General features: G+C 69.8%; 21 protein-coding genes. 9 read left to right on the top strand and 12 right to left on the bottom strand.

The annotated features are described in order from the left end of the window. Nucleotides 1–8: 8 nt before the first annotated feature. Together E3O48_RS06210 and E3O48_RS06205 are read right to left on the bottom strand one after the other, a co-directional pair. On the bottom strand, nucleotides 9–923 hold the full coding sequence (locus E3O48_RS06210; protein WP_134537731.1) for an alpha/beta fold hydrolase: 915 nt from the start codon (nucleotides 921–923) through the stop codon (nucleotides 9–11). Nucleotides 924–1,021: 98 nt separating this feature from the next. After that, nucleotides 1,022–2,566, bottom strand: a complete 1,545-nt coding sequence (locus E3O48_RS06205; protein ID WP_134510303.1) for an amino acid permease — start codon at nucleotides 2,564–2,566, stop codon at nucleotides 1,022–1,024. Between the two features lie 218 nt (nucleotides 2,567–2,784). Here E3O48_RS06205 and E3O48_RS06200 point away from each other — a divergent pair, with 218 nt between their 5' ends. The 5 genes from E3O48_RS06200 (at nucleotide 2,785) to E3O48_RS06180 (ending at nucleotide 7,953) form a co-directional block, all read left to right on the top strand. Then, on the top strand, nucleotides 2,785–4,152 hold the full coding sequence (locus tag E3O48_RS06200; RefSeq protein ID WP_134537730.1) for a glutamine synthetase family protein: 1,368 nt from the start codon (nucleotides 2,785–2,787) through the stop codon (nucleotides 4,150–4,152). Next, nucleotides 4,139–4,939: a gamma-glutamyl-gamma-aminobutyrate hydrolase family protein gene (locus tag E3O48_RS06195; RefSeq protein ID WP_134537729.1), complete on the top strand. Its 801-nt coding sequence runs from the start codon at nucleotides 4,139–4,141 to the stop codon at nucleotides 4,937–4,939. The genes E3O48_RS06200 and E3O48_RS06195 overlap by 14 nt, the downstream gene beginning before the upstream one ends. Next, on the top strand, nucleotides 4,936–6,297 hold the full coding sequence (locus E3O48_RS06190) for an aldehyde dehydrogenase (protein WP_134537728.1): 1,362 nt from the start codon (nucleotides 4,936–4,938) through the stop codon (nucleotides 6,295–6,297). The genes E3O48_RS06195 and E3O48_RS06190 overlap by 4 nt, the downstream gene beginning before the upstream one ends. Nucleotides 6,298–6,350: 53 nt before the next feature. After that, nucleotides 6,351–7,142 carry a 3-oxoacyl-ACP reductase gene (locus E3O48_RS06185; protein ID WP_166788634.1) on the top strand — a complete coding sequence of 264 codons (792 nt, stop codon included), beginning with the start codon at nucleotides 6,351–6,353 and terminating at the stop codon, nucleotides 7,140–7,142. A 64-nt stretch (nucleotides 7,143–7,206) separates the two neighbouring features. Beyond that, nucleotides 7,207–7,953: a FadR/GntR family transcriptional regulator gene (locus E3O48_RS06180; RefSeq protein WP_134537727.1), complete on the top strand. Its 747-nt coding sequence runs from the start codon at nucleotides 7,207–7,209 to the stop codon at nucleotides 7,951–7,953. A gap of 25 nt (nucleotides 7,954–7,978) precedes the next feature. Here the strand turns inward: E3O48_RS06180 and E3O48_RS06175 are convergent, their stop codons facing one another. The 3 genes from E3O48_RS06175 to E3O48_RS06165 all read right to left on the bottom strand — a co-directional run bounded on the left by E3O48_RS06175 (nucleotide 7,979) and on the right by E3O48_RS06165 (nucleotide 11,564). After that, on the bottom strand, nucleotides 7,979–8,302 hold the full coding sequence (locus E3O48_RS06175) for a DUF4190 domain-containing protein (protein ID WP_241982429.1): 324 nt from the start codon (nucleotides 8,300–8,302) through the stop codon (nucleotides 7,979–7,981). A 118-nt stretch (nucleotides 8,303–8,420) separates the two neighbouring features. Beyond that, the gene (locus E3O48_RS06170; protein ID WP_134537726.1) at nucleotides 8,421–9,878 is read right to left on the bottom strand and encodes an NCS2 family permease; all 1,458 of its coding nucleotides are present in this window, start codon (nucleotides 9,876–9,878) and stop codon (nucleotides 8,421–8,423) included. A gap of 114 nt (nucleotides 9,879–9,992) precedes the next feature. Further along, nucleotides 9,993–11,564 (bottom strand): carboxylesterase/lipase family protein, encoded by a 1,572-nt coding sequence (locus tag E3O48_RS06165; protein WP_134537725.1) that lies wholly within the window; start codon nucleotides 11,562–11,564, stop codon nucleotides 9,993–9,995. Nucleotides 11,565–11,624: 60 nt separating this feature from the next. On the opposite strand from E3O48_RS06165, the gene E3O48_RS06160 reads away from it, so the two are divergent. Then, nucleotides 11,625–12,902 (top strand): uracil-xanthine permease family protein, encoded by a 1,278-nt coding sequence (locus E3O48_RS06160; protein ID WP_134537724.1) that lies wholly within the window; start codon nucleotides 11,625–11,627, stop codon nucleotides 12,900–12,902. Nucleotides 12,903–12,997: 95 nt separating this feature from the next. Here the strand turns inward: E3O48_RS06160 and E3O48_RS06155 are convergent, their stop codons facing one another. The 3 genes from E3O48_RS06155 to E3O48_RS06145 form a co-directional block, all read right to left on the bottom strand. Then, nucleotides 12,998–13,330, bottom strand: a complete 333-nt coding sequence (locus tag E3O48_RS06155; protein WP_134537723.1) for a peptidase — start codon at nucleotides 13,328–13,330, stop codon at nucleotides 12,998–13,000. Continuing rightward, entirely contained in the window at nucleotides 13,327–14,517 is a 1,191-nt protein-coding gene (locus E3O48_RS06150; protein ID WP_134537811.1) for an inorganic phosphate transporter, read from the bottom strand. The genes E3O48_RS06155 and E3O48_RS06150 overlap by 4 nt, the downstream gene beginning before the upstream one ends. Nucleotides 14,518–14,632: 115 nt before the next feature. Continuing rightward, nucleotides 14,633–15,106, bottom strand: coding sequence for an 8-oxo-dGTP diphosphatase (locus E3O48_RS06145; protein ID WP_134537722.1), 474 nt, complete (start codon nucleotides 15,104–15,106; stop codon nucleotides 14,633–14,635). Nucleotides 15,107–15,184: 78 nt separating this feature from the next. On the opposite strand from E3O48_RS06145, the gene E3O48_RS06140 reads away from it, so the two are divergent. After that, nucleotides 15,185–15,439 carry a mycoredoxin gene (locus E3O48_RS06140; protein ID WP_134510281.1) on the top strand — a complete coding sequence of 85 codons (255 nt, stop codon included), beginning with the start codon at nucleotides 15,185–15,187 and terminating at the stop codon, nucleotides 15,437–15,439. 91 nt (nucleotides 15,440–15,530) lie between these two features. Here E3O48_RS06140 and E3O48_RS06135 read toward each other — a convergent pair whose 3' ends face one another. The 4 genes from E3O48_RS06135 to E3O48_RS17600 form a co-directional block, all read right to left on the bottom strand. Then, nucleotides 15,531–16,559: a 6-phosphofructokinase gene (locus E3O48_RS06135; protein WP_134510279.1), complete on the bottom strand. Its 1,029-nt coding sequence runs from the start codon at nucleotides 16,557–16,559 to the stop codon at nucleotides 15,531–15,533. A 108-nt stretch (nucleotides 16,560–16,667) separates the two neighbouring features. Then, nucleotides 16,668–18,848, bottom strand: coding sequence for a DEAD/DEAH box helicase (locus E3O48_RS06130; RefSeq protein ID WP_134537721.1), 2,181 nt, complete (start codon nucleotides 18,846–18,848; stop codon nucleotides 16,668–16,670). A 185-nt stretch (nucleotides 18,849–19,033) separates the two neighbouring features. Further along, on the bottom strand, nucleotides 19,034–19,387 hold the full coding sequence (locus E3O48_RS06125) for a DUF6804 family protein (RefSeq protein WP_241974946.1): 354 nt from the start codon (nucleotides 19,385–19,387) through the stop codon (nucleotides 19,034–19,036). Beyond that, nucleotides 19,387–21,336 (bottom strand): DUF2207 domain-containing protein, encoded by a 1,950-nt coding sequence (locus E3O48_RS17600; RefSeq protein WP_166788633.1) that lies wholly within the window; start codon nucleotides 21,334–21,336, stop codon nucleotides 19,387–19,389. Before E3O48_RS17600 ends, E3O48_RS06125 begins: the two co-directional genes overlap by 1 nt. 233 nt (nucleotides 21,337–21,569) lie before the next feature. On the opposite strand from E3O48_RS17600, the gene E3O48_RS06115 reads away from it, so the two are divergent. Next, complete coding sequence (locus E3O48_RS06115; protein WP_134537720.1) at nucleotides 21,570–22,037, top strand: VOC family protein; 468 nt, start codon at nucleotides 21,570–21,572, stop codon at nucleotides 22,035–22,037. A gap of 111 nt (nucleotides 22,038–22,148) precedes the next feature. Beyond that, on the top strand, nucleotides 22,149–22,393 hold a 245-nt coding region (locus tag E3O48_RS17870; protein ID WP_370249301.1), incomplete at its 3' end, for a hypothetical protein.

Genomic DNA, 22,393 nt, shown 5'->3' with positions numbered 1-22,393 from the left:
CATCCAGCTCAGAGCCGGCCCTGGAAGAGGGCGAGCATGTCCCTGGCCAGCTGGTGCGGGGCGGTCTCGCAGGGACTGTGGCCGGTGGGGTAGACCCGAAGCTCGGCGCCGATCCGGTTGGCGAAGTCCCGGTGCAGGGCGGTCGGCCAGAGATCGCGCTCGCCGACCGCTACCAGCATCGGGATCGGCGAGCGCAGCAGCAGCCGGCGCAGGTCGGGCGAACGCTTCATCAGGCCGACGATCTCATCCACGCTCCGCCTGACCGTGTAGTCGAACCGGTGCCGCACGAGCCCCAGGCGGCCGGGCGGCACGTGGTTGCGGTTGCTGAGCAGTCCCCAGATCATCAGCGAGGCGATCCCGCGCGCCGTGATGACCCAGCTCAGCGGGCCGATCCAGCGCACCCGGCGGAAGACCTGGCCCGGCTGCGGCGGTGCGCCCAGCAGCGTCAGCGACGCGAACAGGTCGGGGCGTTCGGCGAGCGCGATCTCGGCGACGATGCCGGCGAACGAGTAGCCGAGCACGTGGGCGGGCGAGGAGCCGATGGAGAGGAACGCGATCACGTCGTCGACGAAGAGGTCGTAGCGGAACGGTTCACCCGGCGCCGCGCCGGCCGACGCCGACTCGTACTGACCGGCCAGGTCGAAGCTCTCGACGAGGTAGCCGGCTTCGGCCAGGAGCGGGGCGAGCAGAACGAAGTCCTCCTTCGACCCGGTGGCGCCGGGCACGAGCACCACCCGCGGATGCGCCGGGTCGCCGAGGGCCATGGCGGCCAGCGCGCCGCTCGGTGCCGGAAACCGGAAGACCCGGCTCTCCGGCGGCAGCACCGTCCAGTCCCGGTCGGGGAGGGCGCGGTCCAGCTCGGCGGCCAGGTCGACGGGGTCGGCATCCGGTTCGCTCCTGCTTCGGCGCAGCCGTGTGGACATGCCGTCAGAGTAGCGCTCCGGCGATTCCGCCGCGAGGCGCACGCGACGCCCGCCCCGACGGGACGGGCGTCCCCGCCGGCTGCGAACCCGAGCCGAGGTCAGGCCTTCGGTTCGTCCCGTCCGTCCAGGGCCAGGAGCTCCTCTTCGACGGCGCCGCCGTACCCTTCCTTCTGCGGGTCGCCGTGCAGGCCGCCCGACACCGCGTACTCCTCCTCCGGCGAGAGCACGAGGCGGGTACGCCCGTAGAGCGCGAAGATCAGCAGCATCACCAGGTAGACCACGGCGATCGCCACGATCGCCGGCCGGGCCGGCTCGTTGATGAAGAAGCCGAAGAAGATCGCGAGCGAGAGGATGCCGGCGATCACCGCACCAGGAACGCCCCAGGGGCTGCGGTAGGGGCGGCTGGCCTTCGGGAACTTGCGCCGCAGGATCACGAACGACGTCATCTGCAGCACGTAGGCGATCACCGCGCCCCAGACGGCGATGTTCAGCACGATCGCCCCGGCGACGCCGGTCGCGCCGCCGAGCGCGTCGACCAGGACCAGGGCGACGAACCCGAACACGGCTCCGACCAGGAGGGCCATCGCGGGGGTCTGCCGTTTGCCGGTCAGGGAGAGGAACTTGGGGTAGTAGCCGGCCCGGGACAGCGAGTACATGTTGCGCCCGTAGGCGAACATGATGCCCTGCAGCGAGGCGAGCAGCCCGACGAGCGCGAACAGGGCCAGGACCGCGGCCGCCCCGTCGCCGACGATGGCGCGGAAGCCGTCGAGCAGCGGCTCTCCGGCGGTCGCGATGCTCCCGGCCCCGACGATCCCCGTGTTGAGGAACAGCACGAGCAGGCCGGTGATGATGAGGGTGGTGCGGGCGATGAGCCCGGCCCGCGGGATGTCGCGCACCGGGTTGTGCGATTCCTCGGCGGCCAGCGGCAGCTCCTCGATGCCGAGGAAGAACCACATGGCGTACGGCAGGGCGAACAGGATCGGGATCACGCCGTGCGGCAGGAACGTGGTCTGGCCGGCATCCGGGGCGATGTCGAAGAGCTTGTCGACGCTGAACAGCCCGGAGAAGATCGCCATCGCCGAGAACACGAGCAGGATCGCGATCGAGATGATCGAGACGACGATCGCGAACCGGAACGAGATCGCGGCCCCGGCCGCGTTGAGCGCGATGAACACCGCGTAGAGGATGACCCACCAGACCCAGGCCGGCAGGGAGACGCCGAGCAGCTCGCTGGTGATCCCGTCGGCGTAGGAGGCGGAGAAGTAGACGATCACCGCGGTGGTCGCCACGTACTCGATCGTCTCGGCGAGGCCGGTGACGAAGCCGCCCCACGGTCCCATCGCCGCCCGGGCGAACGAGTAGGCCCCACCGGTGTGCGGCATCGCCGACGCCATCTCGCCGATGCTGAAGATCATGCCGTAATACATCACGATCAGCAGGGCGAAGGCGATCAGCATCCCGCCGAAACCGGCGAAGTCGATGCCGAAGTTCCAGCCGGAGAAGTCGCCGGAGATGACCGCCGCCACGGCGAGGCCCCAGAGCCCCCAGATGCCCGCGCTGCGCCTGAGCCCGCGTTTCTCGAAGTAGCCTGCCTCCGCCGTCGTGTACTGCACGCCCGAGACGTTCAAGGTGTCTTTGGACATCCTGGTTTCCTTTACGCTCTGGTTGCGCGCGCCCACCGGGACCGAACAACGCCGTCAGTTTTCTTGGCACGACTATAGAACCCCAATGGTGGCGTGTACATACCTTTGGGAGATTGTTTCTTCGGCGATGAGCTAAAATATGCCTGCCTCGATTCGGGTGTTCTGTGTTCTAATGGTCGACAAGTTCACCTTTTGACCGGCTCATCGAGGAGAAGCTCATGACACCCCGCACCGGAAATCTGTCGCTGGAAGACCTGGCCGGCCTGGTCGGGGTGGGCGAGATCGACACGGTCATCGTCGCCTTCACGGACATGCAGGGCCGGCTGGTCGGCAAACGCGTCTCCGCCCGGCTCTTCCTCGAGGACGTCGCGACGCACGGCGCCGAGTGCTGCAACTACCTGCTGGCCGTCGACGTCGAGATGAACACGGTCGACGGCTACGCCATGTCCAGCTGGGCGCACGGCTACGGCGACATGGCGATGATCCCCGACCTCGCCACCCTGCGCCGCGCGCCGTGGCTGCCGGGCACGGCCCTCGTCACCGCCGACCTGCGCTGGCCGGGCGGCGCGCCCGTGGTCGCCTCGCCGCGGCAGATCCTCAAGGCCCAGCTCGCCCGGCTCTCCGACCGCGGCCTGGTACCGTTCGTCGGCACCGAGCTGGAGTTCATGGTCTTCGACGACGACTACCGGGAGGCCTGGAAGAAGGGCTACCGCGACCTGACCCCCGCGACGGACTACAACATCGACTACGCCCTGCTCGCGTCCACCCGGATGGAGCCGCTGCTGCGCGACATCCGCACTGCCATGGACGGCGCCGGAATGTACTGCGAGGGAGTCAAGGGCGAGTGCAACCTGGGCCAGCAGGAGATCGCGTTCCGGTATGCCACCGCGCTGGAGACCTGCGACAACCACTCGATCTACAAGAACGGCGCGAAGGAGATCGCCGGCGCCCACGGCAAGAGCCTCACCTTCATGGCCAAGTTCAACGAGCGGGAGGGCAACAGCTGCCACATCCACATCAGCCTCCGCGGCACCGGCGGGGAGGCCGTCTTCGCCGACCCGGCGGCGGACGACGGGATGTCCACCGTGTTCCGTCAGTTCGTGGCCGGCCAGCTGGCCGTGATGCGGGAACTGACCCTGTTCTCGGCCCCCAACATCAACTCCTACAAGCGGTACGTCGAGGGCAGTTTCGCGCCGACCGCGGTCGCCTGGGGCTTCGACAACCGCACCTGCGCCCTCCGCGTGGTGGGCCGCGGTCTCGGCATGCGGGTGGAGAACCGGGTTCCCGGCGGCGACGTGAACCAGTACCTGGCCGTGAGCGCCCTGATCGCGGCCGGTCTGTACGGCATCGAGAACGAGCTGGAACTGGGCGATGCCTTCACCGGCAACGCGTACGACAGCGACGCCGTGCGCGTGCCGGCGTCGCTCCGCGAGGCCACCGCCCTGTTCGCGACCTCCGTGGTGGCCCGGGAGGCGTTCGGCGACGACGTCGTCGACCACTACCTCAACAACGCGAGGATCGAACTGTCGGCGTACGACGCGGCGGTGACCGACTGGGAGCGGGTGCGCGGCTTTGAGCGCCTCTGACCCGGCCCGCCCGCTGATCGGCCTGACCACGTACCTCGAGCAGTCCCGCACCGGGGTGTGGGACGTGCCGGCCGCGTTCCTGCCCCGGGTCTATTTCGACTCGGTGATCCGGGCCGGCGGCATCGCCGTGCTGCTGCCCCCTCAGCCGGCCGATCCGGACTCCGTCGGCCGGGTGCTCGACAGCCTCGACGGCCTCGTCGTCACCGGCGGCAAGGACGTCGACCCGGCGCGCTACGGCCAGACGGCGCACCCCGCCACCGACGAGCCCCGACCCGACCGCGACGCCTGGGAGGACGAGCTGCTCCGGCAGGCGATCGACCGGCGCCTGCCGTTCCTCGGCATCTGCCGCGGCGCACAACTGCTGAACGTGGCGCTCGGCGGAACCCTGCACCAGCACCTGCCCGACCTGGTCGGCCACGGCGGCTACCAGGCCGGGGAGGGCGTGTTCAACACCGTCGACGTCAGGGTCGAGCCGCACTCGCGCCTGCACGGCCTGTTCGACGCCCTCGCCGGACCGCACCGCGTGCCGGTCTACCACCACCAGTCGATCGACGCGCTCGGCGACGGCCTCGTCGTGAGCGCCCGCACCAGCGACGGGGTGATCCAGGCCGTCGAACTCCCGGCCGTTTCGTTCGGGGTTGCCGTGCAATGGCACCCCGAGCAGGTGGCCGACGACCTGCGCCTGTTCACCGGGCTCGTCGAGGCGGCCGACCGGTACCGCGCCGGACGCAACCGCGGCCAGGCCGACCACGACAGCACCCGCCACGGCCGAAGGGACCCCTCGTGAGCAGCTACACCGTCATCAACCCGGCCGACGAGACCGAGGTCGCCGTGGTCGAGCACCTCGACCGGGACGCCACCGACGAGGCCATCGCCCGCGCGGTGGGCGCGCAGCGGCGCTGGGCGCCCGTCGCCCCCGCCGACAAGGCCGCCATCCTGCGCCGGTTCGCGGAGGCGGTGGACGGCGACCGGGAGACGCTCGCCCTGATCGAGGTCGCCAACTCCGGGCATCCGATCGGCCAGGCCCGCTGGGAGGCGGGCCAGGTGCGCGACGTGCTCTCCTACTATGCCGCGGCGCCCGAGCGCATGTTCGGCCGCCAGATCCCGGTGGCCGGCGGCCTCGACGTGACGTTCAACGAACCGCTCGGCGTGGTCGGGATCATCACCCCGTGGAACTTCCCGATGACGATCGCGGCCTGGGGTTTCGCCCCGGCCCTCGCGGCCGGCAACGCCGTGCTGCTCAAGCCGGCCGAGTGGACGCCGTTGTCCAGCATCCGCCTGGGCGAGCTGGCCGTGGAGGCCGGCCTGCCGGAGGGGCTGTTCCAGGTGCTTCCCGGGCGCGGGTCGGTGATCGGCGAACGGTTCGTCACCCACCCGGCCGTGCGCAAGGTCGTCTTCACCGGGTCGACAGCGGTCGGCAAACGGATCATGGCCGGCTGCGCCGAGCAGGTGAAAAGGGTCACCCTCGAGCTCGGCGGCAAGAGCGCCAACATCGTCTTCGCCGACTCCGACCTGGAGAAGGCCGCCGCGACGGCGCCGTACGGCGTGTTCGAGAACGCGGGCCAGGACTGTTGCGCGCGCAGCCGCATCCTGGTCGAACGCGGCGTCTACGACCGGTTCATGGAGCTGCTCGAACCGGCCGTGGCCGGGGTGCGGGTCGGCGACCCGGCCGATCCGGCCACCGAGATGGGCCCGCTCGTATCGAAGGGCCATCTCGCGGCCGTTGCCGCGTTCGTGCCGGACGGCTCCCCCGTCGCGATTCGCGGCTCCGTGCCCGACGGGCCGGGGTTCTGGTTCCCGCCGACCGTGCTCACCCCCGCGTCCCGGACCGACCGTACCGTCACGGAGGAGATCTTCGGACCGGTCGTGACCGTGCTCCCCTTCGACGACGAGGCCGACGCCGTGCGCCTGGCCAACGACACCGAGTACGGGCTGTCGGGCTCGATCTGGACCAGGGACGTCGGCCGGGCCATCCGGGTCGCCCGGGCCGTCGAATCCGGGAACCTCTCGGTCAACTCGCACTCCTCGGTGCGCTATTCGACCCCGTTCGGCGGGTTCAAGCAGTCGGGCCTCGGCCGCGAACTCGGCCCGGATGCCCCGCTCAATTTCACCGAGACGAAGAACGTGTTCATCGCCGTCGACTGAGTTCCCGCCAGCGGGAACCCCCAGTCCCGGTCAGTCCATCGAAGGAGCAACCCATGAGCAGCCTCACCCCCATCGACCTCACCCGGCGGCTCGCCGGCAAGGTGGCCGTCGTCACCGGCGGCGCCAGCGGCATCGGCCTGGCCACCGCGCGGCGGTTCGCCGCGGAGGGTGCCACCGTCGTGATCGGCGACCTCGACGAGAAGGCGGGGCTCACCGCGGCCGAACTCGTCGACGGCCTCTTCGTGCGGGTCGACGTGACGGATGAGGATGAGGTCAACGCTCTCTTCGACACCGCGTACCTCACCTACGGGTCCGTCGACGTGGCCTTCAACAACGCCGGGATCTCCCCGCCCGACGACGACTCGATCGAGACGACCGAGCTGCCGGCCTGGCAGAAGGTGCAGGACGTCAACCTCAAGTCGGTCTACCTCTGCTGCCGGGCCGCGCTCCGTTACATGGTCAGGCAGGGCAGCGGGTCGATCATCAACACGGCCTCGTTCGTGGCCGTGCTCGGCTCGGCGACGAGCCAGATCTCCTACACCGCGTCGAAGGGCGGCGTGCTCGCGATGAGCCGCGAACTGGGCGTGCAGTTCGCCCGCCAGGGAATCCGGGTGAACGCGCTCTGCCCGGGGCCGGTGAACACCCCGTTGCTGCAGGAGTTGTTCGCGAAGGATCCGGAGCGCGCGGCCCGGCGGCTCGTGCACATCCCGGTGGGGCGTTTCGCCGAGCCGGAGGAGCTCGCGGCCGCCGTCGCGTTCCTGGCAAGCGACGACTCGTCCTTCATCACCGGCTCCACCTTCCTGGTCGACGGGGGCATCAGCTCGGCCTACGTGACGCCGGTCTGAGCCGGAACGTGGTGGACTGAAAGCCCGGGTGACCGGGGAACACGCACGAAGCAGGGACGACACCATGATCGACGACCAGCCAGGCCTGGACAGCGGGCTGCTGCTGCGCCCCGTGCACGGCGGCAACGCGTTCGAGGAGACCGTGCAACGACTGCTCCAGACCGTGCGGCTGGGCCTGATCGGCCCGGGTGAGCGGCTGCCGGCCGAGCGGGAGCTGTCCGCCATGCTGGCGGTGAGCCGGGACACCCTGCGGGACGCGATCGCCTCCCTCGCGGAGGCCGGCTACCTCGTCTCACGGCGCGGCCGCTACGGCGGAACCTTCGTCAGCGCCGAGCTGCCGGCGCAGACCCCGGGGGTGGACCCCGGCGGCGAGCTGGTGGCCCGGCGCGAGATCGGCGCGGCGGAGATCGAGGACATCCTGGCCCTGCGGGAGATCCTCGAGGTCGGCGCCGCCCGGCACGCGGCCGCCCGAGCCCTGACGCCGGGTGAGCGCGAGGTGCTCTGGAACAGCCTGAGCGACTCGATCGGGGCCACCGGAGAGGACTACCGCCGGCTGGACTCCCGGCTGCACCTGACCATCGGCGAACTGGCCGGGTCGGCGTCGCTCGTGCCGCTGCTGGCGGAGGTGCGGATGCGGGTGAACGAGCTGCTCGACAACATCCCGTCACTCGGGCCGAACATCGCCCACTCGGATCTGCAGCATGAGCAGATCGTCACGGCGATCCTGACCGGCCGGGCGGATACGGCCGCGCAGGCGATGACCGAGCATCTGGCCGGCACGGCCCTGCTCCTGCGCGGCTTCCTGGAATGATCCTCGGCCGGGCGCCCGGCGGGTTCTAGAAGACGAAGGCGAACGGCAGCAACGCGAGGCCGAAGCCCAGCGCGAGCAGCACGACGATGACGGCGCCGGCGAGCATCACCGCGTTGAGCACGATGCCCCACAGCGCCATGGTGCGCGCCTGCGGCTCCCGGCCGAGGGCGAGGATGCCGGTGATCAGCCCGGCGAGCGGGGCCAGGAACGTCCAGCCGGCCAGGATCGAGACCAGTCCGAGCACGAGGCTGGACACGGCGAGGGGGCTGCTCGGGGCGGCCGTCTGGGGGGTGGCCGGTGCCGGCTGGGGAAATGAAACCGGCGCCTGATCCGGGGCGATGGTTGACATGGGTGATGCTCCTTCTGGTTGGGAGAGCCGCTGGTGCGGCTCTCCCCATCACGTTACGGCCGCCCCGGAACGCCGGCCATGGGGTTAGCCCCCGAATGGACCCGGGGGTTCCCGTCGGTCAGGCGCCGAGCAGCGCCTGGATCGGTCCGCGGACGAAGTAGACCAGGAACCCGGCCGCGACGATCCAGAGCAGCGGGCTGATCTCCTTCGCCTTGCCCGAGAAGGAGCGCACCAGCACCCAGCTGACGAAGCCGGCGCCGATGCCGTTGGCGATCGAGTAGGTGAGCGGCATGACGATGATCGTGAGGAACACCGGGAATACGATCGAGAACTCGGAGAAGTCGATGAAGCGGATCTGCGACACCATCATCGCGCCGACGATCACGAGGGCGGCCGCGGCCACCTCGAGCGGCACGATCTGGGTGAGCGGCGTGAAGAACATCGCGGCCAGGAACAGGGCGCCGGTGACGACGTTGGCCAGGCCGGTGCGGGCGCCCTCGCCGATGCCGGCGCCGGACTCGATGAACACGGTGTTCGAGGAGCCGGAGGTGGCGCCGCCCAGGACGGCGCCGACGCCCTCGACGATCAGCGCGGACTTGAGCCGGGGGAAGTTGCCCTTGTCGTCTGCGAGCCCTGCCTCGTTGGCGAGGCCGGTCATGGTGCCCATCGCGTCGAAGAAGTTGGTGAAGACGAGGGTGAAGACCAGCATCATCGCGGCGAGCACGCCGATCCGGTCGAACGCGCCGAAGCTGACCTGGCCGATCAGGCCGAGGTCGGGCAGGGCGACGACGGTGGTCGGCAGCACGGGAGCGTTGAGGTTCCAGCCGTCGGGGTTCTGGCCGAGCGACGGGCCGACCTTGAAGATGGCCTCGAGGATGACGGCGATGATGGTGGTGCCGAGGATGCCGATCAGCAGCGCGGCCTTGACCTTGCGGGCGACGAGGATGCCGAGGATGATCAGGCCGATCACGAACACGGTCGTCGGCAGGCTGACGATCGAGCCGTTGTCGCCGAGCTGCACCGGCGGGGATGCCGTGCCGCTGGAGCGCACAAAGCCGGAGTCGACCAGGCCGATGAAGGCGATGAACAGGCCGATCCCCACGGTGATGGCGATCTTGAGCTGGCGCGGGACCGCGTTGAAGATGAGTTCCCGCAGCCCGGTGGAGGCGAGCAGCACGATGATCAGCCCGTTGATCAGCACGAGGCCCATCGCCTCCGGCCAGGTGACCTGGCCGACGACGCTGACCGCGAGGAACGAGTTGATGCCGAGGCCGGCGGCGAAACCGAACGGCAGCCGGGCGATCACGCCGAAGAGGATCGTCATGACGCCGGCGGTGAGGGCCGTGACGGCCGCGACCTGCGCGTTGGGCAGCCAGCCGCCGACAACGTCGACCGACGCCTGGTCGGCGCTGAAACCACCGAGGATGAGCGGGTTCAGGATGACGATGTACGCCATTGTGACGAACGTGACCAGTCCGCCGCGGATCTCCCGGCCCCAGGTGGAACCGCGTCCCGTGATCTCGAAGTAGCGGTCAAGCCTGGCCTTCGCGCCCGGCTTCGGGGTGGGCTCGGTCATGGTGTGGGTCTCTGTTGCAGAAATGGTGTGCTCCTGGTGTCCGACTCAGCGTATTTTCAGTTCCCTAGTTTACGGCCCGCGGGAGCTCCCGCCGGACGCGGCCCCGTGCGAGGGTCAGACGTGGGGCACGAACCTGCCCCAGGCGACCCGGCGGTCACCGAGCGGATCGGATTCGACCCGGTCGACGGCGTCGATGATGAGCGTGCGACGGCCGGCCTCGTCGTAGGGCGGCCACGCCGCATCCGGCTCCCCCGTGGCGGCGAAGGCGAGCCACCAGCGCTGCATCCTCGCGCCGATCGCCGCGAACGCCCGGCGGCCGCCGAGCGCGGTCATCGACCGGCCGAACCAGCCGTCGAGCCGGTCGAACAGGGGGAAGAGTTCCAGGCCGTGGGTGGCGTCGAGGCCGAGCAGCCGCACCAGCCGGGGCGCCGCGTCGAAGCGGTAGAAGTAGACCGGCGCGTAACGGGAGTGCCGCTCCCCCACCTTCACGCTCGGATACCAGAACGAGAAGTCGCCGCCGAAGTCGAGCGCCGGCCGCAGCGCGGGGATGCCCGGGTACTGCGCCTTGAGCGCCCGGCGGGCCTTCTTCTTGGTGTTGACGAAGATCGCGCTGATCCGTTTCGGGGTGGTCGCCAGGATGTCGATCCGGCCGCTGAACAGCGAGCCCTCCCGCGCGTTCGTGCCGATGATCAGGGGGATCCGGTGGGCACGTCCGCCCTTGAATGCGTCGAGCGGCCGCTCGGGAAGGAACGTGCCGTCGATCACCGGCGAGAGCGGGATGGTGCCGGGGTACCGGTCGGGGGCGCGGAGGGTGAGTTCGGTGGTCGCCGCCGCGAGCACGGCCGGGTCGACGGCGAGGAGCAGCGAGGCCGCGTCGGCGGCCGGTCCCTCGGCCGCGCCGTCCGGGCCCTGACCGGTGGCGCGCCGGAGGATCTCGACGAAGTCGCGGGCCCACTCCCCGGACTGCTCCGGCAGGTAGACGGCGTTCGGCGGGGCGCTCTGCGCGATCGCGCGCTGGAACAACCCGGCAGCGCTCGGCACGGTCATCAGGGTCGTCACCGCGTTCCCGCCGGCCGACTCGCCGAACAGGGTGACGGCATCCGGGTCGCCGCCGAACCTGCGGATGTTCTCCCGCACCCACTGCAGGGCCGCAACCTGGTCGCGCAGGCCGAGATTGCTCTCGAACGGGCGCTCGGCGCTGCCGTAGCGGCTGAAGTCGAGGTAGCCGAGGGCGCCCAGGCGGTAGTTCAGGCTGACGTAGAGCACCCCGCCACGGCGCACCAGACCCTCGCCCTGCCGGGGCACCTCGCGGGAGGACCCCACGCTGTAGGCGCCGCCGTGGATGAAGACCATCACCGGCCGGAGGTTGCCCGGGTCGACGGGGGCGTCGGGGGCGATCACGTTGAGGTTCAGGCAGTCCTCGCCCTGCGGGATCCTCGGGTGCGCGCCGATGAACTGGCCGCGGTGGCTCTGCGGCGCGACCGGCCCCCAGCGCTGGGCGTCGCGCACCCCCGGCCAGGCCGGGGCAGGCTGCGGAGCCCGGAACCGGAGCGCACCCACCGGCGGCGCCGCGTAGGGGATGCCCCGCCAGGCGCGCACGCCGCGCTCCCTGATTCCCCGCACCGTGCCGGTCGAAATCGGGACGTCGAGCGTGTCTTCGCGGGTGGTCTGCACGGGTCGGGTCACCGTCCGATCCTAATTCTTCACTACGATCGCAGGAGACGTCAGACAAGAAACGAGACACACATGGCACTGCCCTGGACCCTGCACGGCGACGGAAAGACGGTCGGAGCCCAGGACGTGGTCGGCCCGGGCGAGCGCCTGAACTGGCCGCTGACCATCGGGATCGGCGCCCAGCACGTGGTGGCGATGTTCGGGGCCACCTTCCTCGTGCCGCTGCTCACGGGCTTCCCCCCGAGCACGACCCTGCTCTTCTCCGGCATCGGCACCCTGCTGTTCCTCCTGATCACGCGCAATAAGCTGCCCAGCTATCTCGGCTCCTCGTTCGCGTTCATCGCCCCGATCACCGCCGCGACGGCCACGGCCGGGATGGGCAGTGCCCTGTTCGGCATCGTCGTGGTCGGATTCCTCCTGGCCGTCATCGGCCTGGTCGTGCAGCTCACCGGGACCGGCTGGATCGACACCCTGATGCCGCCCGTCGTGTCGGGCGCGATCGTGGCCCTGATCGGTTTCAACCTGGCCCCGGTTGCGAAGAGCAATTTCGCCGCCGCCCCGTTGACCGCGATCATCACGCTCGCCGCGGTCATCCTCTCGACCGTGCTGTTCAACGGCATCCTCGGCCGGCTCTCGATCTTCATCGGCGTCGTCATCGGCTACCTGGCCGCCGTCTCGTTCGGCGAGGTCGACTTCGGCAAGGTGGCCGCGGCGCCCTGGTTCGGCCTGCCCCAGTTCACCGGCCCCGCGAACCCGTTCGAGAACCCCGCCGTGTTCGGCCTGCTGCCGGCGTTCCTGCCGGTCGTGCTGGTGCTGGTGGCCGAGAACGTCGGCCACATCAAGGGCGTCGCCCAGATGACGGATGCGAAGGTGAACCGGTACACCGGTCGCGCCCTGATGGCCGACGGCCTGGCCACCATGCTCGCCGGGTTCAGCGGCGGGTCGGGGACCACCACCTACGGCGAGAACATCGGCGTGATGGCAGCCACCCGGATCTATTCCACCGCCGCCTACTGGGTGGCCGGCATCGTGGCGATCCTGCTCGGCCTCTCCCCCAAGATCGGCTCCGTGATCAACACGATCCCGGCCGGCGTGCTCGGCGGGGTCACCACCGCGCTCTACGGCCTGATCGGCATCATCGGCGTGAAGATCTGGCTCGACAACAAGGTGGACTTCAGCCGCCCGGTCAACCAGTTCACCGCCGCGACGGCGCTGATCATCGGCATCGCCGACTACACCTTCACCATCGGGGCGCTCAGCTTCAACGGGATCGCGCTCGGAACGATCGCCGCGATCGTGGTCTACCACCTGATGAGCTGGGTCGGCCGCCTGCGCGGCACCGACCGCTGACTCCGGCCCCCGCCCCCGCCGGTCCCTTCCCGCGCCGACATCCCCGGCAGAACGTGTTTCGAATTCAACGTTTGGGCGGCTGGGGCCGACGGGGGCTAGCGGTGCAGGGCCGGCACGATCAGGTAGACGCCGTAGAGCACCGCGCCGACGCAGAGCACGAAGCAGGCGTACGCGCCGACCAGGGCGAGGCGCTTCTGGCCCACGGTGAGCGGGTTCGCGGATGCCGTCTTCCGGGCGCGCCTGGCTTCCTTGGCCGCCCGCTTCGGGGTGAGGATGGTGATCGCTCCGGTGAACGACTGCGGGTCGACGACGAGGGCGCGGCCGGCGCTGGTCAGCAGCCGCAGGCCGAGGGAGTACAGACTCACCACCACAACGGAGCCGAGGAGCGACGCCCCGGCGACGACGACGAATGCTGCCCAGTCGATCACAGCGCGACCTTCTTCCGGTCCCGGCGCGCGATCTTGCGCGGTGTCTTGCGGATCTTGACGACGCGGCCGGCGTCATCGATGTCGTGCAGGTTGTCGTGCGAGATGCGGCTGCGCTGGGCGCGGCGGAACAGCAGCACGACGACGAGCGAGCCGAGGATCAGGTCGATCACGATGCCGACCGGCCCGAGCAGGGCGAAGCCCGCGGCGAAGGCGCCCATGATGGCGGAGGCCGGCAGGGTGAGCACCCAGCCGAGCGCGATCTGGCCGGCCATCCCCCAGCGCACGGTGGCGCCGCGGCGACCGAGGCCGGAGCCGATCACCGAACCGGAGGCCACCTGGGTGGTGGAGAGGGCGAAGCCGAGGTGGCTGGAGGCGAGGATGGTCGCCGCGGTGCTGGTCTCGGCCGCGAAGCCCTGGGCCGGCTTGACGTCGGTCAGGCCCCGGCCCATGGTGTGGATGATCCGCCAGCCGCCGGTGTAGGTGCCGATGGCGATGGCCAGGGCGCAGACGACGATCACCCAGAGCTGGGGGCCGCTGCCGACCGACTGCACGCCGCCGGCGATCAGGGTGAGTGTGATCACGCCCATCGTCTTCTGCGCGTCGTTGGTGCCGTGGGAGAGGGCAACGAGCGAGGAGGAGAAGATCTGGGCGTAGCGGAAACCGCCCCGGCCGTCCGCACGGCCGGTGTCCCGCCGGGTGATGAAGTAGGCGAGCCGGGTGGCGATGAACGCGACCACACCCACGGTGAGCGGCGCGATCAGCGCGGGCAGGATCACCTTGGCCACGACCACGGTGTAGTCGACGGACTGGAAGCCGATCCCGATGATCGCCGCGCCGATCAGCCCGCCGAACAGGGCGTGGCTGGAACTGGACGGCAGTCCGCGCAGCCAGGTGATCAGGTTCCAGACGATGGCACCGATCAGGCCCGCGAAGATGATCTCCGGCGTGATCTGCACCCCGCCGTCGCCCTCGCGGATGATTCCGCCCGACACCGTCTTCGCCACCTCGGTGGAGAGGAAGGCGCCGACGAGGTTGAGCACGGCGGCCAGGCCGACGGCGACCTTGGGGCGCATGGCGCCGGTCGCGATCGGGGTTGCCATCGCATTCGCGGTGTCATGGAACCCGTTGGTGAAGTCGAAAACCAGGGCCAGTGCGATGACCAGCACAACGATCAGGGTGAAATCCACCGGCATCTCTCTTGACTGTGTTGAAGTGGGAGTGCCGAATCCGTTCGCTTCCCCGCGGAGGCCGTGCGATCAAGCTTCTCCATTGATCCTGACAGCCTGAGGCAGGCAGGTCAATTCAGCTCCGCGCGACCACGGATGCGAGGTCCTCGCCGAAGGTGAAGGTGGCCCGCACCGGGATCCCGGACAGCACCCCCGGCAGCCAGTGCCTGGCGTCGTCCCACATCTCGTCCACGGGCAGGGATGCCACGTCGAACCACTCGGGATCCAGCTCGTCGGACTCGCGCGGAATCCCCTCCCACCGGGCGCAGACGAAGACGGTGGACTCCTGGCTCCAGGACTCCCGGTGCGGGAACAGGTAGGTCAGCACTCCGCGGGGCGACAGATCGGCCTCCGCGACGGACAGCCCGGACTCCTCCTCGATTTCGCGCACCGCCGCCTGCACGGGGGTCTCCCCCGGCTCGAGCTTGCCGCCGAGGCCGACGATGTTGCCGAGGCCCAGGCCCTTCTTTTTTCGGCCGAGCAGCACCTGGAGAGCCCCGTCAGGGCTCCGGCGGGTGAGGTAGCAGACGCACACCTGGGGAAGGGCCATGGCCCCATGGTACTGGCGCCGGCGGGCTGGAGCGGGGTTCCCAGCGTTGCCCGGGCCGGGCCTTGTTAGGCTGCGGGGATGAACTTCGTGCCCGCATCCGGAACCATCACCATGTTCACGACGACCTGGTGCGGCTACTGCTCTCGCCTGAAGTCCCAGCTCGACCGGGTCGGCATCGGCTACACCGAGGTGAACGTCGAAGAGGTCGACGGCACATCAGAGCTCGTGATGAGCCTCAACGGCGGCAACCGCACGGTGCCGACCGTGCTCTTCCCCGACGGGTCGGCGGCGACGAACCCGTCGCTCGCGCAGGTGCAGGCCAAACTGGCCTGACTCCGGGCGGGGAACCGACGAGGGGTCCCGAACCGGACTTCCCCGTGCGGGAAGAACGGTTCGGGACCCCTCGGTTCCGATCCGGACGGGTTTAGCCGAAGAGAACCGCGGCCTCGTCGTAGCGGGCCTGCGGGACGGTCTTCAGGCCGATGGTGGCGTCGGCGATGCTGACGATCTCGATGTCGGTGCCGCGCAGCGAAACCATGGAGCCCCACTGGCCGGCGTAGACGGCGTCGACGGCCGCCATGCCGAGGCGGGTGGCGAGCACCCGGTCGTAGGCCGACGGGGCGCCGCCGCGCTGGGTGTGGCCGAGGACCGTCGCGCGGGTTTCGATGCCCGTGCGCTCCTCGACCATGGGGGCGATCATTTCGCTGATGCCGCCGAGGCGGGGGCGGTTGAACGCGTCGAGGCCCTTGGTGGAGAGCGCCTCGTCCATGCCGGCGAGCTTGAAGCCCTCCGACACGACGAGCACGGGTGCGCGGCCGCGGTCGCGAACGTGCAGCACCCACTCGCAGATCTGGTCGATGGTCTGCGGCTGCTCGGGGGTGAGGATGGCGTGGGCTCCACCGGCCATGCCGGCGTGCAGGGCGATCCAGCCCACGTGGCGGCCCATGACCTCGACGATCATGCAGCGGCCGTGCGAGTCAGCGGTGGTGCGGAGGCGGTCGATGGCCTCGGTGGCGATTTCCACGGCGGTGTTGAAGCCGAACGAATAGTCGGTCGCCTCGAGGTCGTTGTCGATCGTCTTGGGGACGCCGACGATCTTGATCCCGGCATCCGTCAGCCGGCGTGCCGCGGTGAGGGTGCCCTCGCCGCCGATCGCGATGATCGCGTCGATGCCCTCTGCGTCCATCGTCTTCTGGATGTTAACGGGGCCGCCGCGATCGCCCTCGAACGGGTTCGTGCGGGAGCTGCCGAGGATGGTGCCTCCCTGGCGGGAAAGACCGCGCACGCTGTGCCGGTCCAGGGTCATAAAGTCGCCTTCTACCAGGCCTTTCCAGCCGTTCCGAATACCGACGAATTCGGCATCGAGAACGCGAACGCCTTTAAGGACGGAGCCGCGAATAACGGCGTTCAGTCCTGGGCAGTCTCCACCGCTGGTGAGGATACCAATTTTCATTTGTGACAGCTCCTTCATGCACGATTAACCATGTCGGCGCCTTCACCGCCTCCTAATGATGGTCCCGTAATGGGCCCGGATTCAAATCAACGCCGGTGAGGGGCGCTCCTACAACTCCCCGTCAAGTGCCTGGGTGAGCAGATAGATCAATGCGCTGGCCTGAACGGAGTCGGCGGACGATATCTCGTCCTCCGCCCCGTCGAGCGCGCGGGCCGCGAGGCCCTGCTTGCTGCCGATCAGTTCGGCGATGCGAGCGTCGATGGTGTGGGCGGCGATGATCCGCCACGCGGTGACGGGTTCGTCCTGGCCGATCCGGTGCACCCGGTCGATGGCCTGCGTCTGTTCGGCGGCGGTCCAGCTGAGCTCGGCGAGCACGACGTTCGACGCGGCCTGCAGGTTGACGCCGACGCCGGCCGCGGAGAGGGAGCAGACCACGACGGCGACGCCCGGGTCGTTGTTGAACGAGTCGATCGCGGCCTGGCGGGCCAGGGCCGTCTGGTCGCCGCGCAGTGAGACGGAGCGCAGGCCGCGCTTGGCGAAGATGTCCTCGGCGGCGTCCATAACGTCGATGTGCTTGGCGAAGAACACGACCTTGCCCACCGAGTGCGCGAGCTGGACCGTGTAGTCCGCGGCGAGGCCGGCCTTGGCCTGGCCGATCTTGCGCACCATGGTGAAGACGTTCTCCCCCGTGGTCTGGCCCTTGGATTCCTCGAGTTCGGCGTGGGCGACGGCGCGGATGAACGCGGCACGCTGCTCCTCGGTGAGCACGGGGTACTTCTCGCCCGGGTGCCGGGCGGCGACGAGGCCGTTGTACCGGGTGACCAGGCGGGCGGCGAGTTCGCGCTCGGCCTGGCGGATGGACCGGCCCAGGTCGTCGTCGAGTTCGACCGGGAGGTCGGCGATCCGCTTGGCCGGCAGGTCGGCGGCGACGTCGATCTTGCGGCGGCGCACGATACCCATGTCGATCACGGCGGCGCGCGCCTCGGCGTAGAAGCCGGGGTCGGCGGGGGTCAGCCCGGTCGCTTCGAGCCGCTGCATGAGCTTCGGGGTGGGCTTGTCGCCGTCGATCCAGCCGAGGAACTGCCAGATCGCGCGGAAGTCGTCGACGTCGTTGATCAGCGGCGTTCCGGTCAGCGCCATCAGGAGCGGATTCCCGCCCGGGGTGCGGCGGCGGATCTGCTCGGCCAGGGCCAGCACGTGCTTGGACCGCTGGGATTGCAGGTTCTTGATGAAGTGGGCCTCGTCGACGACCATGCCCTTGAAGCCGAGCGTGCCGAGCCAGGTGCGGTGCCGGTCGAGCACGTCGTAGTTGACGATGACGACGTCGGCGAACGCGTCGAGGGTCTGGCCGTCACCGTGGATGACGGTGGCCCGGCGGTGCGGGGTCCACATTTCGACTTCGCGCACCCAGTTCATCTTGACCACGTTGGGCACGATGGCCAGCAGCGGGTAGGCGCCGGCGACGGATGCCGCGAGCAGGCTCTGCGCCGTCTTCCCGAGCCCCGGCTCGTCGGCGAGCAGGTAGCTGCGGTGGCCGAGACGCGCGTTCTCCACGAACCGGGCCTGGTGACGCATCAGCTCCATCCCGGGAGGTGACAGCCGGTCGACCTTGGGTGCCTCCGGCAGGTCCATGCTGGCGGCCTGGCCGCCGGACCCGTACTCGAACGATTTGAACAACGGGCCGATCAGGTCCCAGTTCGCGAGCCGGCGGGCGGAGACGACGGGGCGGGCCTGGGCCGCGCTGAAGTCGGGGGCCAGGAACGGGTTCGCGAGCTGGCGGGCCTTCACCGACTGCGGGACGACCTGGTTCTCGGCGACCTCGGGCTTGGCCTCCGGTTCGCGGGTGATGATGAGTTCGTCGGGGCTGAGCTCGGCCCCGGATTCGAGCAGCCAGTCACGGCGGAACCGCTGCGCGACGGTGGAGACACCGGCGTCGGGTTCGAGCAGGGTGATCAGGCTGGTGTCGCGGGCGGCCGTCTTCGCGAGGATCTGGGCGATGCCGTCGAGGCGTTTGAGCAGTTCAGCCCGGTTCGCGTCGGTGAGTTCCTTGTCGGCCTTGACCCTGGCGCGCTCCTCGCGCATGAGCAGGGCGATGACCTGGTACTTGGTGCGGTTGGTCGGGCCGAGCTTGCCACCGGTCTGCGCCTTCGCCTCCACCTCGCGCACCTTGCGGGCGAGGATGGGGATGATGGGCGCGTCGTCGTCGCGGGAACGGGGCCGCTGCCTGGCGCGGCCTCCGGCCGCGGCACGGTTGTTCGAACCTGCGGCCTGGTGGCGGGTGTATGCCATTCTTCTCCAACTTCACAGCAGCACGGCAGACGGAGCCGCGCTCGTCGTGTTGCGGCATCCGTGGATGCCGGTGCGATCGATACGCCGAACCCTGAATCGAACACCGCGTCAACCATATTCGTGCAGCCCACGTTTTTCGGGGAGCGGCACGGTCAAGACGGTGGCCGGGCTTTCAAGGCGCTGATTCAGTCTACGCCCGCACCACCGGCCCGCTGCACCGGCACCTTGGTGAGCACGCCGGCGACGATGAAGGCCAGCGCGGCCGCGAATTGGGCGGACACCCAGCCCTGCCCGTGCAGCGCGATCACGAAGACCGGGTTCCAGAGCACGGCGATCGGGCCGAGCAGCAGCAGCCACCACCAGGACCGTGCCTGCCAGGCGAAGACGCAGACGATCAGCGCCAGGATGCTCACGGCGTAGCGGATGACGATGTAGCCGGGCGAATCGAGCAGGGCGAGGCCGCCGAGCAGCGCCATGGCGCCGAGCAGGCCGGGTGCGAGCGCGGACCGGGTGAAGGTGGGAGCAACGGGAGTACCCATCAGACGCCCCCTCCCCCGCCGCCGCCGCCGCCCCCGCCGACGGAACCCCCGCCTCCTCCGCCCGAGCTGGACGAGCTGGACGCCGTTCCCGACCAGGCGGCCGAGGTGGAACTCGCGAACGAGCTGATGCCCGCCGCGAAGTAACCGGCGTTGAAGCCGGCGCTTCCGGCGTACCAGTCCGGCTGGGTGCCGCTCTGCGTGTAGTACTCACCGAGCACGCCGGACCACTCCTTCTCCTGGCCGAACAGCACGGCGTAGGGCAGCAGCCGTTCGTAGAGTTTCAGCACCTGCAACGGCCGGTTCGGATCCATCGCGCCGGCTGGCAGGCCGGTCGGGTCGAGCCCGGCGTCGGCCAGCACCTCGGCCGGGTCGGGCCGGTACGGCGACCGGAGGGCGCCGACCGGGCTCTGCAGAACACGCAGCCGGTCGGCTTCGGCCACGCCGATGTAGAGTTTGACGCCCGTGAGGTAGTCGCGCAGCTCGGAGCCGGCCGCGGTGAGCGGCCGCACGCTCCCGGCCATGATCATCGTGACCACGGCGAAGAGGATGCCCAGCACGAGCACCAGGGCCGGCCAGCCTCCGCCGATCTCGGCGACCAGGCCGATGATGCTCGCGACGACCGCGATCACGGCGCTGGCCACGGCCGCGAACAGCAGCCGGCGGCGGGTCGAGCCGCCCTTGTGTTCCCGGAGGCCGTCACTGAGCATCCGTTTGCGGTTGGAGCGCTGTTCGGCCAGGAGCGCGGTCGCCAGCCCCGTGTCCTTCGCCTTCAGGTCGCGCAGCGTGCCGGGGGCGAGGCCGGGGAAGAGCTTGGCGAGCACCGCGTGCTCGGTCTGGTCGAGACTGCGGGAGTGCCGCAGCTCGAGCAGGTAGTGCTTCTTGCCGTCACCCTCGAGCACCCGCACGTTGCCGCGCACGGCGAAGGAGAGGAACTGGGCGGCCATGGCCTTGGCGGACGCCGCTGACACGTCGCCGGCCTGGAGCAGGTTGACCCCCTTCGGCGGGAGGTACTCGGCGATGATGGTGGGGCGACCCGGAGCGCTGCGCCAGCGGGTGGCCCGCTGCACGGAGGCGATGATCGCCCCGATCAGGCCGATCAGGGCCGCACCGAGGCCGATGCTCGGGAACGGGTTCGCCGTGAAGGACGAGTCCCGGGGCACGAAGGTGCCGGGTTCGAACGCGACCACCATGGTGAGCCCCTCGTGCGGGCCGAGGGCTCCGGCGGTTGCCGTGACCTGGCTGCCGTCGGCCGAACCGGTCAGGCCGGCGCAGGCAGCGGAGGAGTCGATGCCGCCCTGGTAGCAGTCCGTCCGGCCGGCGAGCCGGGGCACGAGCGCGTCGGCCACGGTCAGCGTGGCCGAAACGTCGCCGAACGGCTGGTTCCAGCCTGTGCCGTTGACCTCCCAGTAGAACTCCTCGTCGTTCGCGTTGTCGGGAACGAGGGTGACGTCGATCTGGCGGTAGGTGATCACGTAGGTCTGCGCGCCGTGCACGAAGTCGTCGGCCGCGATCGTCACGGTGAGGAACTCGGGCCCGTTGTCGCTGGTGGTCTCGCTCTCGAAAGCCCGGGGTGTGCCGTTCTCGTCGGTGACGCCGACCAGGGTGAGCCCGGTCGGGTGGCCGTCGTAGTGGGTGGGGATGGCGCGACGGATGCCGTGGTTCTGGTCGATGTCCGGGAACCGTGCCACGATCGTCTCGGTGGTGGTGAGGCTGGAGTGGCCGTCCGCGGTGAGGCCGAGCCGGAACTCGGAGCGCCAGGAGTCGAAGGTGAAATCGTCGGTGCCGGAGCGGACGATGCCGGGCGCTGCCACCGGTTGCGCGGCGGTCGTCATTCCTGCCGCCGATGCGCTGGCCGGTGATGAGGCCGTCCCCCCGAGCAGCACGAGCGCCCCGAGCGACACCGCGACCACCAGTGAACCGGACAGGAGAAGGCGAACCAGTCGACGCATGCCCCCAACTCTACTCAGGGCGCCCCGACCGATTTGCCGGTACCCCACAGGGGGTACCGGGAACTGGGCTGCCCTGCAGCCACGTGACGGCCATGTTCGAGGCGGGCGGCGAGGAGCGCGCGACGGCGATCGCCGAGCTGTTGAAGGTGTTCGAGCTCGACGACAACCGGGCCTGACGCGGTTCGACGTCGAACCCGACCGCTGGTCCATCGCCCGCCACCATACTGGGAGGCATGGACAACGAGACGGAACGAAGCATCAGGGAATTCCCCGGCCTCGTGCCGGAACTGATGGTCGGCGACCTCGCGGCCAGCCTCGGGTTCTGGGTGACGCTCTGCGGGTTCGAGGTGCTCTACGACCGGCCGGAGGACGGATTCGCCTACCTCTGCTGCGGGACGGCGCACCTCATGCTCGACCAAATCGGGATCGGCCGCGACTGGGTCACGGGCTCCCTGGACCGGCCCCTCGGCCGCGGCGTGAACTTCCAGGTTGCGGTTCCGGCGATAGCGCCCCTGGTCGATCGCCTCGCGGCGGCGGGCTGGCCGCTCTTCCTGGCCCCGGAAACGACGTGGTACCGAACGGGAGACACCAGAGCCGGGGTGTCCCAGTTCCTGGTCCAGGACCCGGACGGCTACCTCGTCCGATTCTCCGAATCGCTGGCCGACGAGGGCGACGCCCCGTCGAAGGCCGCATCGGCCTGACGCGCCCGCCACCACCGCTTGAACGCACTAATTCGAACATTGTCTCGATTTCTGAAGACATTTTTATGACAAAGTCTCAACTTTGTGTTCGATTCGGCGTACACTGGTGACATGGCAGGAGCCTCGGATCCGCAGTCACAGGCCGCCCCGGCAGGGGCGGCGAATCGGTCAGCGTTCGGCCTGACCGGCTCGGAGTCGACTGGCGCCCCGGCCGGGTCTGTTTCGGACGGGTCTGTTCCGGCCGGGCCTGTTCCGGTCGGGCCTGATCCGGACGGCGCCGGGCCGGCGCAACGGATCGGGCGGGCGCGGGAGGCCGTAGCCGCGGCCCTGGACGGGATCGCGTTCGGGCTGCTCAG

Origin of the sequence: Cryobacterium sp. HLT2-28 (genome assembly GCF_004402495.1) — a bacterium.
GTDB classification, from domain to species: domain Bacteria; phylum Actinomycetota; class Actinomycetes; order Actinomycetales; family Microbacteriaceae; genus Cryobacterium; species Cryobacterium mannosilyticum.
Note: the sequence above shows the minus strand (reverse complement) of the source record. Positions and strands in the feature narration are given on the sequence as shown.

What these genes read in the sequence shown, in the direction of transcription:
- E3O48_RS06185 (WP_166788634.1), top strand. Translation starts at nt 6,351, where the DNA reads ATGAGCAGCCTCACCCCCATCGACCTCACCCGGCGGCTCGCCGGCAAG.
- E3O48_RS17600 (WP_166788633.1), bottom strand. Translation starts at nt 21,336, where the DNA reads ATGCGTCGACTGGTTCGCCTTCTCCTGTCCGGTTCACTGGTGGTCGCG.
- E3O48_RS06160 (WP_134537724.1), top strand. Translation starts at nt 11,625, where the DNA reads ATGGCACTGCCCTGGACCCTGCACGGCGACGGAAAGACGGTCGGAGCC.
- E3O48_RS06170 (WP_134537726.1), bottom strand. Translation starts at nt 9,878, where the DNA reads ATGACCGAGCCCACCCCGAAGCCGGGCGCGAAGGCCAGGCTTGACCGC.
- E3O48_RS06200 (WP_134537730.1), top strand. Translation starts at nt 2,785, where the DNA reads ATGACACCCCGCACCGGAAATCTGTCGCTGGAAGACCTGGCCGGCCTG.
- E3O48_RS06175 (WP_241982429.1), bottom strand. Translation starts at nt 8,302, where the DNA reads ATGTCAACCATCGCCCCGGATCAGGCGCCGGTTTCATTTCCCCAGCCG.
- E3O48_RS06180 (WP_134537727.1), top strand. Translation starts at nt 7,207, where the DNA reads ATGATCGACGACCAGCCAGGCCTGGACAGCGGGCTGCTGCTGCGCCCC.
- E3O48_RS06125 (WP_241974946.1), bottom strand. Translation starts at nt 19,387, where the DNA reads ATGGGTACTCCCGTTGCTCCCACCTTCACCCGGTCCGCGCTCGCACCC.
- E3O48_RS06145 (WP_134537722.1), bottom strand. Translation starts at nt 15,106, where the DNA reads ATGGCCCTTCCCCAGGTGTGCGTCTGCTACCTCACCCGCCGGAGCCCT.
- E3O48_RS06130 (WP_134537721.1), bottom strand. Translation starts at nt 18,848, where the DNA reads ATGGCATACACCCGCCACCAGGCCGCAGGTTCGAACAACCGTGCCGCG.
- E3O48_RS06115 (WP_134537720.1), top strand. Translation starts at nt 21,570, where the DNA reads ATGGACAACGAGACGGAACGAAGCATCAGGGAATTCCCCGGCCTCGTG.
- E3O48_RS06205 (WP_134510303.1), bottom strand. Translation starts at nt 2,566, where the DNA reads ATGTCCAAAGACACCTTGAACGTCTCGGGCGTGCAGTACACGACGGCG.
- E3O48_RS06140 (WP_134510281.1), top strand. Translation starts at nt 15,185, where the DNA reads ATGAACTTCGTGCCCGCATCCGGAACCATCACCATGTTCACGACGACC.
- E3O48_RS06210 (WP_134537731.1), bottom strand. Translation starts at nt 923, where the DNA reads ATGTCCACACGGCTGCGCCGAAGCAGGAGCGAACCGGATGCCGACCCC.
- E3O48_RS06135 (WP_134510279.1), bottom strand. Translation starts at nt 16,559, where the DNA reads ATGAAAATTGGTATCCTCACCAGCGGTGGAGACTGCCCAGGACTGAAC.